This is a genomic window from uncultured Algibacter sp., from assembly GCF_947495675.1.
Taxonomy (GTDB): Bacteria; Bacteroidota; Bacteroidia; order Flavobacteriales; family Flavobacteriaceae; genus Algibacter_B.
On record NZ_CANLZX010000023.1, the window covers coordinates 44,506 to 57,146 of the forward strand.

A 12,641-nucleotide genomic window follows, 5' to 3' on the forward strand; every position below is an offset into this window, starting at 1 on the left:
CACCCTTATTCAAGAATGACTTTACAATTACCTAATATTTAGTAGTCACCCATAGTAAGAATACTGTTTTTATAAATTAATTACATTTTTCGTTACTTGATGATATAATAGTATTATAAGCATCTTTAGTTAAAAACTGTGGTGTATAAGTATCACCTCCTTTTTCAATATTTGATACGAAACTTCTTAAATGATTTCTAGACCCACATTGTAAGCTTTCAAAAACAGATATTATTTCTGCATCGTTAGAAGCATCGATATGTGTTTCTAAATCTACAATATCTAAATCCTCAATTGTAGCACCAATTTGTAATGCATTGGCTTGATTTATTTTTCCATCAACAATAAATTTATTGTATAAATTTTGTAAATCTGGGTTTTTAAATTCTCCAGAGGGTAAAATGGAATATGTGATATTGTATTTAATTAATAAATTTTCAACAGCATTCATATGTGATTGTTCACTTTTCTGAATGTTTGCAAATTGATTTATAGACCACAAATTATTTAAATAAATATAAGTATCTCTAGCTAGTTTTTCTTCTTCTAGCATGAATAGTAAAGCAGCTTCGTCAATCTCTGTTATTGTTTGGGTTAATGGGGCATCATTAATGTTATAGTCATCATCATTATTATCATTATCACTACATGCAGATAAAAGTGTAATTGAGAAAAATATAATAAAAATAGAAATTACCTTATATACTAGTTTCTTTTTCATCTTTTAAAAGATTTTGAGTTATCTAAAATTATGTAATAAATAGAATAATATCAGTAACTTATGTTACATAATAAAGGCACTTATAATTACTTAAAAGTGCCTTTAACAAACAAACCAAAAAAACTGATAACCACATCAGTCAACTTTTCTAGTACCACCATGACCACCAGCTACAATAATCATTATTTTTATACTTAAATAAATGAATTTGAAAAACTGAATGATGGGGTTCATCATTTTAAATCTTTGATATTTTGAAATTCTTTGTGTCATGATATGATGTTTTTTATTCAGGAATTAGCCACCAAAATGGTCTCATTTTAGCTTTGTAAATAAAAGCATGATGTAAAGCTAATTTTAGCCAATGACCTGCTAAACCTATTTCGCCAAAAGTTTTACCTAGTTTTCTTCCTTGTGTTTTAGGGTATTTTTCGTAATCTGGAACAATAGGATAGGTTGTGATGCTTACTCCGCTACCAGTCATCATACCATAGCCAGCAGAAGCAATACATGCAGCCCCCATATTTCCTAAACTACCTTTATGATGTAACGAATCTTTTCCATTTTTTATAGAATCAATTATATTATCTGCAACCAACTTAGCAGTTATACCAGAGGGCATGCCTGTACGTGGAGGAGAAGGTGAAATATCGGTTCCGTTTTTACTCTTTCTAGGTTTTGAAATGGCATGAGGAGGCGCAAAGGCAATTCCTGGAGCAAAAATATTTTTATAATTTGGGTTTTGATAAGTTTCAGGCCAATCTTTAACAGACCATTCTTCGTAGGGTTTTGGAGTATAATCAGCATCAACTATCATAAACCCTTTAAATAGTTTTTCTGTAATGTCGTTTTCGTTTTTATCAAAAGCTTTAAAACCATGGCCAGCAAATGCTGGAATGAGCATGGCAAAATCGTAGGTTTCTGTTTTGTATTCTCCTCCTAGAGTTTCGTAATAAGCTAGGCCGTCTTCAATTTTATTGACTCCAGCACCAATTATCCATTTTATGTCACGGTCTTCAAAAATCATTTCAACCATTTCATTAGATTTCATGGTCATACTACCATAACTTAATAACATGCCGTCCATTCCAAAATCACCTAATTGATGTTCGTTAGCAATCCAAGTAATTTCAGCCATATCCCGTACATGGTGTTTGTGCAATTCTTGCTCAACGTTTAAAATATACTCAAAAGCAGCTCCCTGACAAGTGGATTTAGCATGGCCTGTACCAATTAATATTTTTGCTTTTTTACCTTGCTTCATTTCTTGGATTAATGTATTTAAGCCTTCCCAGGCATAATCTGCATGAGTATATGTACAAACAGAATAGGTTTTATTTTTGCCCGGGGTTAATCCCTCTGTTGCTTCAAAGTTTAGTTTGGGGCCAGTAGCATTAATTAAGTAATCATAAGTTACCTTTTCTTGTTTTCCTTTGTTTTCTTCAGTTACATATTCAGCTAAAACATATGGTTTTTGTTCAGTTTTATCACCTTCTGGAAAAAAGGAGATGGCTTTTGCTTGTTTGAATTCAATGCCTTTTTTTTTATATAAAGGTGCTAATGGAAAGCGAATTTTTTCTGATTTCATTTTACCAATGCCAACCCATATATTTGATGGAATCCACTGATAATTACTATTTGGAGACACCACAACAACTTGATGTTTTTTTGCTAATTTTCTTCGCAGATGCGATGCTGCAACGTGACCAGAAATACCTGCTCCTAAAATAACAATTTTAGACATTTTGTATGATTTGATATTTTAAAATTAATTAAATAATTAAGGTTGTAAAATGATATATATCAATTAGATAATCATTTGAATAAAGTAATTATTTAATGCAATAAAGATTGTGTTTTTATTGTAAATGCATGGTAACTATTGTTACATAAAAAAAGCAGCTATTTTGCTGCTTTTTTATTCATTACATTATAAGTCTTTCTTATTATAATTAATGCAAGTACACCTCCTAAAAGCGACACTAAACAATTAATTATAAATCTGGTAATATCAAATATTTCATTTTCCATAATCGACCAAGGATCGAAACCTAATCGTCCAAAAGATTTGATTAAAAAAATACTCCCAAAAACACCAATTAAAGTATTTCCAGTAAAACCAAAAGAGTAGTTTTTTTTGAAATAGCCAAATACGTTTGCAGCAATTATGCCTATAAAAACACTAATTAAAGAAATTAAAGTACCTGTCATGATGGTCGTGTAAATTAGTGCTCACCATAACCTACATTGTCCATTTTACCTTTAAATACTTTATATTGAATTACCATATAAATACCTACTAAAACGATAGCAATGGCAAACCAATATACACCAACAGATAGGCCGTACTCATGAGCTGCCACATTATATAAAGTTAAATCTGGATTTATAGAATTGGTTGAAGGCAATACTTTAGGGAAAATAGAAGCTACTGTAGATGTTAAACCTCCAAATAAAAATAAAGACGAAAACAAAAAGCCTAAACCATGTTTTTTGAATGCTCTTACTTTAAATAATCCAAATAGTCCTGTAAATGTAATAATTGGAAATATCCATAATAGTGGTTTGTCTAAAAAATTATGAAAAGGTTTAGGTTCAATAATATGCCAAACTAAAAGAGATACAATAACTAATAATAGTAATACTATATTTAGATTGAATACTACTTTTTTTAATTTTTCGTTTAAATCAGAATTGGTTTTAAAAATAATCCAATTAGCGCCATGTATTGTTAATGCTACTACACCAATAATACCTAATAATAATGTAAACCAATCTATAATCCCTAATTGTTCTGCTTGAGGGCTAAAAGTTGGATTCCAAAGCGGTAAAAAGAAATAATGCGCTTCGTGAGTAGAAACGCCATTAACAACACCTCCTAAATTTACACCTCTAACAACATTACCTAATGCTACACCAAAAAATAGAGCTAATAATAAACTAGAAATCCCAAAGGCTTTATCCCAAATAGATTCCCATATCTTATTGTGTACTTGTCCTCTTAATTCCAAGCCAATAGCTCTAAAAATTAGCAACCACAAAATCATCATTAATGGTAAATAAAAACCACTAAACGAAGACGCATATAATGTTGGGAATGCAAAAAATAACACACCTCCAGAAGCAATTAACCAAACCTCGTTAGCATCCCAAAAAGGACCAATGGCATTTGTAATTGCTTTTTTGTCTTTTTCTTTTTTAGCGAAAAATAAATGAATGATTCCTGCGCCAAAATCGTAACCATCTAAAATTACATAAACAGCTAACATTGTCATTAAAACGATATACCAAAATAATTCCATAATTAGTGTTGATTTAGTTGTGGCCCTTTATTAATAATTTTTCCTGCAAGCATTAAAAATAATAGGCCAAGTAGTAAATATAAACCTATAAACCCAAGTAGAGTAAACAATGTGTTGCCTGAAGAAACTGTTGGCGAAGCTCCCTTTGCTGTATGTAATAAGTTGTAAACTAGCCATGGTTGTCTGCCTAATTCTGCTGTGTACCAACCTGTGGTATTTGCAATATATGGAAACGGTAACATAAACATTAACGACCATAAAATCCATTTGGTTTTGTATAGTTTTTTTCTAAATAACTGTATGCTTGCTAACAACATTAAACCAATAAAGATAGTTCCTAAACCAACCATGATATGATAGGCGTAATATAAACCTGGTATATTTGTAGGATAGTCTTTTTCGTCAAATTCATTTAGTCCTTTTATTTGGGCATCCCATTTTTGATAGGTTAAGAAGCTTAAAATATTAGGTACAGCTATTTTATTATCTAGTTTTTTTTCTAAAACATTTGGTTGTCCAATTAGTACTATTTCTGAACCTCCTTCTTCGGTTTCAAAAATACCTTCCATAGCAGCAAAAGTTACAGGTTGGTATTTTACAACGTTTTTAGCAGCTAAATCTCCAGTAGGAAATGCTACTAATAAGCTAGATATTAAACCAAAAACAACGCCTGTTTTTACAAAAAGTTTACCAAAATCATGATGTTTGTTATTTAATAAATAAAAGGCCCCAATAGCGGCAACCACAAATGATGATGTTACTAAAGAAGCTGCTTGATTATGTAAATAAGATGGTAACAACCAAGGATTAGAAAATAAAGCGCCAAAATTAGTTAGCACAAATTTTCCATTTTCTAAAATTTCGTATCCAACAGGATACTGCATCCAAGAATGGGTTGCTATTATTAAATAACCACTTGCCCAAGAGCCTAAAAAGACAAGAAAACCAGTAATAAAATGTAGTTTATGGCCAAGTAGTTTTTCGCCAAATAAAAAGAGCCCTAAAAATGAGGACTCTAAAAAGAAAGAAAACATGCCTTCCATGGCTAATGTTTGTCCAATAATACCGCCAGTAAGTTCTGAAAACTTAGCCCAATTTGTACCAAATTGAAATTCCATTGGAATTCCTGTAACTACACCCATGGCAAAGTTTAGAGCAAAAATCTTCATCCAGAATTTTGCTGCATCGTTATATTTTTCAATTTTTGATCTTAGAAATTTCCATTTAAAATAGACTATCATTAAAGATAATCCCATTGTTAATTGTGGAAATAAATAGTGAAAAGTGATAGTAAAAGCAAATTGCATTCTATCATAAAAGAGCATGTCTTCCATAGAAAACTTATTTAAAATCTATAAAATATTTGTTTAAAATAATTGCAAATAAAAGTAAGTAATTTGATACTTAAACTTATCTGTTTTTTGTTTAAATTTTTAATCTTTTTGCACCAAAATAGTTATATCCATTTTAATTTTTGAATTAACGGAATTAGATATTAAACAAGCTTTTTCAGATTTCTCAATAACCTTCATAGCTAATTCGGTATCTGCTTTATAAGTAATAGTAATAACTGGTTTTAAAACCACTTCAGTAATTTTAAATTTACGATCTATCATTTCTAATTTTCCTTCAGCATCAGATTCAAAATCAATAAAATTCAGTTTGAAGTTTTCTGCAACTGCTAAAAAAGTTGTCATTAAGCAACCATTAATAGCTGCAATAAAATAATGTTCTGGAGACCAAATATTTGGCTGGCCATTTGGGAATTCTGGAGGAGTAGCTATTGTTAATTTTTCATCTAACACTTGAGAAGAAAGTTTTCCAACTCTATTTTCTTTCCAATTTACTTTTACCTGATATAAATGTTCTTTTACCATGTTGGTATAAATTTAGATTTCAAATTTATACTCTTTATTTAAAGTTAATTGTAACTAATATTACAAAAGAGACTGTTACATAGTAAACAGTCTCTTTTGTGTAATTTATTTGAGGAATTATTTTTTTAGTATTTCGTTTAAAACTAAATCTTTATCAAGTTTTTTAGTGCAGAAAAACCAATCCTTACAGTCTAAATCTTCTGTTGAGGTCATTCTTTCTTCTGCCACACCACAAGATCCAGCAGGAGAAACAATAACATCGTCACCAGGATTCCAGTCTGCAGGAGTTGCCACATTAAATTTGTCTGATGTTTGCATAGCAATTAAAGCTCTATACAACTCATCAAAATTACGCCCTAAGCTTAATGGATAATAAATTATAGCACGCACAGTACTTTCGGGGTCAACAAAAAATACAGCTCTAACAGCTTGTGTTTTGCTTTCTCCTGGTTGAATCATTCCGTATTTTTTGGCAACATCCATAGAAATATCTTCAATTAAAGGAAATTTAACCTCAATATTTTCCATGCCGTTAAATTTTATTTTATCCTTAATTGTTCTTAACCAAGCAATATGACTATATAAACCATCAATAGACAATCCTATTAAGTTACAGTTTGCTTTTTTAAACTTTTCTTCTAAATGAGCAAATGTCATAAACTCAGATGTACAAACGGGAGTAAAATCTGCTGGATGGCTAAACAATATAGACCATTCGCCTTTGTAATCTGAGGGGAAATTAATGTCTCCCTGTGTAGTTACTGCTTTAAATTCGGGTGCTTTATCTCCAATTCTTGGCATTGAAAATGATTGCTCTTCTTTTATTATTTCATTTGTATTCATAATATATGGTATTAGTATAATTTATAACAAATGTAATATGTAATAGCATTTAACTATGTAACCAAAGTTACCACAAAAAGCTTTTTTAACATGAAATTTGTTAACTCTAACCATAAAAAAAATCTATTATAAATAATAAAACTTATATGATAAAAGTCATTACTGTTTTATGGATATTTTTTTATTTTTGTGGTAATGAATAAAAGTAATTATATCGTTGCGCTACTTCTCTTAATATTGGTTGTTTTCAATAGTTTAAGAGTCTCAATGACATATGTGTATTTTGAATTAGATCCTATTGGTTTTATTGAAAACCTCTGCGAGAATACAGATAAGCCAGAGTTAGAATGTAACGGTAAATGCCAATTAATGAAAGTAGCGAAATCGCAAAATAAAAAACAAGATACTCCAGATAATATTATTGATTTTAAAGAGCTCCTATTATTCACAAATACTATAGAACCTATTGTATTTCTAAAAAAAGAATACATAGAAAAGCAAAACCCAACTGGTTATCAAAATTTATATTCATTCACTAATTCGTATGATTGTTTTCAACCCCCACGGGTGTAAATACTTCTTTAATTTGTAGTCATTACTACACTAATTATTCAAGTTAATATAATATTACTATAAAATGAAAACATTATATGGTATGCTTTTATGCATGCTAATTACAACTGTGTCTTATGGTCAAGAAAAAAATGCCATAAAAAAAGACACCACAGATCAAAAAATCACTAAACTAAACGAGGTAATTGTTACAGGAAATTTAAAAACAGATCCTGTTTTAACTGTAGTTTCAAATAAATATGAAGAACAAATTGTACAACCTAAAAATGTAGCCGATTTATTTAATAACATTAATGGTTTTTCGGTTATTAAAAGAGGGAATTATGCTATTGATCCTTCATTTAGAGCCTCGCAATACGAGCAATTAAATATTCAATATGATGGAGGTGTAAAAGCTATGCATGCTTGTCCAAATAGAATGGACCCAATAACTACACATATTATTCCTGAAGAGATTTCAAGAATTGAAATAATTAAAGGGCCATATACAGTTAGGTATGGGGCTACTTTTGGCGGCATAATAAACTTAGTAAGTCAAAAACCAGATTATCTTGATTATGGAATACATGGAAAAGTATCTGCTGGTTATGAAAGTAACGGGAACTCTTTAGTAAACTTAGCAGAAATACAATACATTCAAAAAAAATATGATATTGTAGCTAATGCAGGTTACAGAGATTTTGGAAATTATGAAGATGGGAACGGAATTACTATCCCTTCATCCTTTAGAAGTACCGATTATGGTATTAAATTAGGTTATAATTTTTCTGATGATCAACGTTTTCAAGTACATTGGAGACAGTCTTTTGGGCGCGACGTATTACATGCTGCATTGCCAATGGATACAGCGTATGATAATAGTAGTATTATATCATTAGATTATAAATTGGATAATATTGGTAATGTAGCAAAAACGTTAACGGCTAAAGCTTATTATAGTTATGTAGATCATTTAATGACTAATTATAACAGACCTTCGTTTATGATGATGGAAGCAGCCTCTTCAGTTGATGCCGTAACAATAGGCGGTAAATTAGAATTAAACTGGAAGCCACTAGAAAAACTAAATATTTTTTCAGGTATAGATGCTATGCATATCTCTAGAGATGGAGGAAGAACTAGATTAGTAAAAATTATGAATGGTAATACATTACCTATGCCTATGGAGTTTAACGACAAGGTTTGGCAAGATTCATATATAACAGATTTAGGTGTGTTTACAGAGGCAAAATATAATGTAAATCCAAAAACGGTTATTACAGCAGGTATACGTTATGATAATATAACATCAGACATACAAGACCCAGAAGCAGATTTTGCTGAAATGTACAATTTAGAAAAACGCACAGAACATTATGTTAGTGGTACTGTTTCAATTAAAAAAAGAGTTACAGAAAATTTTACTTTAGAAGCTGCTTATGGTCGTGGTGTAAGATCTGCTAATATGATTGAACGTTTTATTAATCATTTTACAGTAGGCCAAGACCCATATGAGTATTTAGGAAACCCAAATTTAAAAGCCGAAGTTAATAATCAATTTGAAATTGGTTTTAAAGGAAATCTAGCTTTAAAAAATGGCTTTGATCGTTTTAAATATGAAACATCTTTTTATTATTCATTCTTTGAAAACTATATAGTTGGTGTTATAGATCCGGGTATTTCAAGAAAGTTCATGCCAATGGCTAACCCTAGAAATGTGAAAGTATTTCAGAATTTAGATGAAGCTTATAAAACTGGTTTTGAAACGATGGTACAAATAGATTTCTTAAAAGATTATTATTTTAAAACTGAGTTTTCTTATGTTTATGCTAAAAATAAAGATTTACAAGAGTCATTACCTTTAACACCTCCATTTAATACAAAATTGAGTTTAGGTTTTCAAAAAGAAAAGTTATGGGCGAACTTACAGTACAATATAGTATCAAAACAAGACAATATTTCTAGAAGTTTTGGCGAAACTGAAACAGATGGATATCAAACTCTTGATGTTAGATTTGGCATAAAACCAGTTAAGAATATTACTTTAGGTGTTGCAGCTATTAATGTTTTTGATAAAGCTTACAACAATCATTTAAACTTCTCTTTTACAAATCAATCAGATTTTGGAAGAACACCAATTACAGAACCTGGAAGAAATTTTTCAGCTTTTTTGCAATATAAATTTTAATATAAAACTATTAATAACAAAAAAGGAGCGCATAATACATGCGCTCCTTTTTATAAAATAACTATTAATTATTCTTCTTTAGGTTTATCTTTGTTTCTGTCTCCACTTGCCATGAATTTTACTAATATACCTACTAAAGTTAAGCATACTAATCCAAAAATGGCAATCATTATTACGCCGTTGCTCCAATTATATAATGCAATGTTTTGAGTTATCATAAATAATGGTTTTCGTTTTTATATGGGTAAAAATATTAATCTTAGTATGTATTAAATATGATATTTGTCAGTATGGAATTAAATTGATGTTAATTTGCCTAAACTTGTCTAATATCTTTAATTTTAATAAAATAGAAGTATTTATTTAATTAAGGATTTGGAATATTAAATTTAATAATTTGCTCATACCTGATTTGATTATTTATCAAAAGTAATACTCCAAATACCTCTAACTTCATTTACATTATAACCAATAGCTTTGTCTTTTGGATACAAAGCTTTTAATTTTTTAAAGGTTTTATTTTCGATTGTTTTATTTGGTGTTCCGTGGCATTTCAAGCACATGTCATTTGTGGTTATAGGATAATAAACATGTACTTTATTATCTAATTCTTTTACTATAGGGTTTGGTTCTTCTTTGTTTGAAATAACTTTTTTAAATGTTTCAATATATTTTAACTCTTCAGTATTAGCTTGGTTTTGTTCATTTCTTGGTTTATCAGATACTCGCTTAATAATGGCATCATGTAAAACAGACATACTATCAGTTAAAGGATATGCTCTTTCATTACAAAATGATAATGCCTCTAGGATGCCTTTTTTTTGAATGGACCCCATTAGATTTTTACCTAGTACAGATTTTGTAGTTATAGCATATTTTAAGCCACGTTCGCCGTAAGGTAAATTTTGAAATTGGAGTCTAGATTGTTGTTTTCCATAACCATTTCCAAACCCTTTTCCATTTCCTTTTTTCATTCCTTGCCCATTATGTTTCCCTTTTTCTTCATTATAATGAGCTTCAAACCACTCTGGTTCTTCAATATCAAAATCATACATATAGTCTGCAATCTCTTTAATTGTTTTTTCAGGATAATGTGTTTTAGGCATAACTCCAAAACGTCTTACAGCACCAAACATTTTTGCATCTTCTTCATTTGGGTTTTTTATCCAAGTTTGCATAGCTGTAATAAATTCTTCTTTTGTTGTATTTTCAGAAATATAATGTTTTTTAATAGCTATCATTGGTGGTGCAATTCTATCCTCATGGCTTGCAGAAGGACTATGACAAACATAGCAGTTGGTTTCCATTAATTTTTTACCTGGATGTTTGTTAGCTTTTAACTGTTTTTCAAAAGCAGAATATTCTTTGTTTTTGGAATTATTACAACTTAATACAAAGATTGAAAGTAGAACAAGTGTTACAAATTTTATCATTTGTGATTTAGATTTGATGTGAAATATAAAAATACTTTATTAATATGTAATGTATTGTAACAATGGTTACTCAGGTAATTTTTAAAATTAGATTAAAAGAAAAATTTATTTTGATTAAAATGAAATAAGATTTGGTACAGTTTTAATAAAAAATGTATATTTGCACCCACGAAAAAAGGCCATGTGGCGCAACTGAATAGCGCACTTGATTACGGCTCAAGAGGTTGCAGGTTTGAATCCTGCCATGGTCACGAATAATTCACAAATAAAAAGTGAGTTTCTAAGCGAGTTTCAAAATTGAAACTCGCTTTTTTTATAAAACTACTTAAGTGTTTATAATCTGTGTTCTTTAACTAAAAATATTACAGATTCAAGAGTTTAAAGTATTTAAATAAAAAAAGCTTTCAATTTCTTGAAAGCTTTTTTTATTTAAGTTTATTTTACTCTAAGCACTTTAATTTATCAATAAAAAACTCTTTATAGTCTATAAAGTTTATTTCTTTATAACCTTCGGTTCCTCGAAGTACTATGGATTTAATTGGAGAACTTTTTAAAATATCTATTTGAGTACTTGATAAACTGGCTTTAAAAAGAAATGTTTCTCCACATTCAATATCCCAGGAATGATAAAACGCAATAGTTTTATTGTTCTCTAAAGTAATTTTAACACTTGACCTTTGGTTAGGCAAGTAAGATGCACAACCTAAATCTCCTTCATAATTAAAAAACACATTTTCTTTTCTCCCTTGTTTATATAATTCTACAGTTAAATTATTTCCAATGCTATAAGGCTCAGTTCTAATTGTTGTGATGTTATAAAACCTATCATACTCATTTATTTGATAATGACAAGAATCTCTAAATTTCAATCTTTCAAGCATTGCTTGTTTCTTTATATCCTCTTTATTAATTGGTGAATTATTGTTATTTTGAGCTTGAGTATTATTTTTTCTTAAAGTTTCTAGCTCTTTTCTTTCTTGTTCTATAATTTTAGCTATAGAATCGTTTTGCCTTCTTAACGCTATTAAATGTTTTGCTTCTTGCTCCCTTACTTTTAGTATGGAGTCATAGCGCCTTTTTTCGATTAGTATTTTTTGCTCTTCTTTTTTGGCGTCATTTAATTTATTTTGCTTTTTTATTTCTGCTAATGCCTCTTTTTGAGCTTTTAATTTAGCAACTGAATCGTTATGTTTTCTTATTTTTTCTAATGCTATTTGATTGTCCTTTTGAACTTTTTTAATAGAATCATTATATTTTTTTTCAGCTAACTCTTTTTCTTTCTTTTTTATCTTGGTGATAGAGTCGTTTCGTTTTTTTAATAATTCAAGCGCCTTTTTTTGTTTCTCTTTTTCTTGCAAAATAGAATCAGCTCTACGTTTTTCGGCTAAAACTCTATTTTGTTCTTTAATTAATTTATCAAGAGAATCTTTTTTCCTTTGTGCAATACGTTGCATTTTAAGAGCCTCTTCTGCTTTAGCAATAGAATCGTTACGTTTTTTAATTTTAGCTTGCTTTCTAGTTTCTTCTTTAGCTTTAGCAATAGAGTCAGTTTTGCGTTTTTGGTCTAAAATTCTATTTTGTTCTTTAATAATGCTATCAAGAGAATCTTTTTTTCTTTGTGCAATACGTTGCATTTTAAGAACCTCTTCTGCTTTAGCAATAGAATCGTTACGTTTTTTAATTTTAGCTTGTTTTCTAGTTTCTTCTTTAGCTTTAGCAATAGAG

At 29.5% G+C, this 12,641-nt stretch carries 13 protein-coding genes and 1 tRNA gene; 3 read left to right on the forward strand and 11 right to left on the reverse strand.

Annotated elements, in window-relative coordinates; genetic code table 11:
• Positions 1–76 precede the first annotated feature (76 nt).
• The 8 genes from Q0842_RS14505 to Q0842_RS14540 all read right to left on the reverse strand — a co-directional run bounded on the left by Q0842_RS14505 (position 77) and on the right by Q0842_RS14540 (position 6,743).
• Complete coding sequence (locus Q0842_RS14505) at positions 77–721, reverse strand: DUF2202 domain-containing protein (RefSeq protein ID WP_298499687.1); 645 nt, start codon at positions 719–721, stop codon at positions 77–79.
• 135 nt (positions 722–856) lie between these two features.
• Positions 857–994, reverse strand: a complete 138-nt coding sequence (locus Q0842_RS14510) for a hypothetical protein (RefSeq protein ID WP_298499690.1) — start codon at positions 992–994, stop codon at positions 857–859.
• A gap of 13 nt (positions 995–1,007) precedes the next feature.
• Positions 1,008–2,465, reverse strand: a complete 1,458-nt coding sequence (locus Q0842_RS14515; protein WP_298499693.1) for an FAD/NAD(P)-binding oxidoreductase — start codon at positions 2,463–2,465, stop codon at positions 1,008–1,010.
• A 158-nt stretch (positions 2,466–2,623) separates the two neighbouring features.
• Positions 2,624–2,932, reverse strand: coding sequence for a hypothetical protein (locus tag Q0842_RS14520; protein ID WP_298499696.1), 309 nt, complete (start codon positions 2,930–2,932; stop codon positions 2,624–2,626).
• A 14-nt stretch (positions 2,933–2,946) separates the two neighbouring features.
• Complete coding sequence (gene cydB, locus Q0842_RS14525; protein ID WP_298499699.1) at positions 2,947–4,023, reverse strand: cytochrome d ubiquinol oxidase subunit II; 1,077 nt, start codon at positions 4,021–4,023, stop codon at positions 2,947–2,949.
• A 2-nt stretch (positions 4,024–4,025) separates the two neighbouring features.
• Entirely contained in the window at positions 4,026–5,357 is a 1,332-nt protein-coding gene (locus Q0842_RS14530; RefSeq protein ID WP_298499702.1) for a cytochrome ubiquinol oxidase subunit I, read from the reverse strand.
• A gap of 99 nt (positions 5,358–5,456) precedes the next feature.
• The gene (locus Q0842_RS14535) at positions 5,457–5,900 is read right to left on the reverse strand and encodes an OsmC family protein (RefSeq protein WP_298499705.1); all 444 of its coding nucleotides are present in this window, start codon (positions 5,898–5,900) and stop codon (positions 5,457–5,459) included.
• Positions 5,901–6,017: 117 nt separating this feature from the next.
• Positions 6,018–6,743, reverse strand: coding sequence for a peroxiredoxin (locus Q0842_RS14540; RefSeq protein ID WP_298499707.1), 726 nt, complete (start codon positions 6,741–6,743; stop codon positions 6,018–6,020).
• A 195-nt stretch (positions 6,744–6,938) separates the two neighbouring features.
• Between Q0842_RS14540 and Q0842_RS14545 the strand changes: the two genes are divergently transcribed.
• Entirely contained in the window at positions 6,939–7,316 is a 378-nt protein-coding gene (locus Q0842_RS14545; protein WP_298499710.1) for a hypothetical protein, read from the forward strand.
• Between the two features lie 64 nt (positions 7,317–7,380).
• Positions 7,381–9,483: a TonB-dependent receptor gene (locus Q0842_RS14550; RefSeq protein WP_298499713.1), complete on the forward strand. Its 2,103-nt coding sequence runs from the start codon at positions 7,381–7,383 to the stop codon at positions 9,481–9,483.
• A 68-nt stretch (positions 9,484–9,551) separates the two neighbouring features.
• Here Q0842_RS14550 and Q0842_RS14555 read toward each other — a convergent pair whose 3' ends face one another.
• Together Q0842_RS14555 and Q0842_RS14560 are read right to left on the reverse strand one after the other, a co-directional pair.
• The gene (locus Q0842_RS14555) at positions 9,552–9,701 is read right to left on the reverse strand and encodes a hypothetical protein (protein WP_298499715.1); all 150 of its coding nucleotides are present in this window, start codon (positions 9,699–9,701) and stop codon (positions 9,552–9,554) included.
• 198 nt (positions 9,702–9,899) lie between these two features.
• Positions 9,900–10,916 (reverse strand): DUF3365 domain-containing protein, encoded by a 1,017-nt coding sequence (locus Q0842_RS14560; RefSeq protein ID WP_298499718.1) that lies wholly within the window; start codon positions 10,914–10,916, stop codon positions 9,900–9,902.
• Positions 10,917–11,093: 177 nt separating this feature from the next.
• Between Q0842_RS14560 and Q0842_RS14565 the strand changes: the two genes are divergently transcribed.
• Positions 11,094–11,167: transfer RNA gene (locus Q0842_RS14565), tRNA-Arg, on the forward strand.
• 189 nt (positions 11,168–11,356) lie between these two features.
• Here the strand turns inward: Q0842_RS14565 and Q0842_RS14570 are convergent.
• Positions 11,357–12,641 (reverse strand): hypothetical protein (locus Q0842_RS14570; RefSeq protein WP_298499721.1); only part of this gene is annotated, 1,285 nt, incomplete at its 5' end.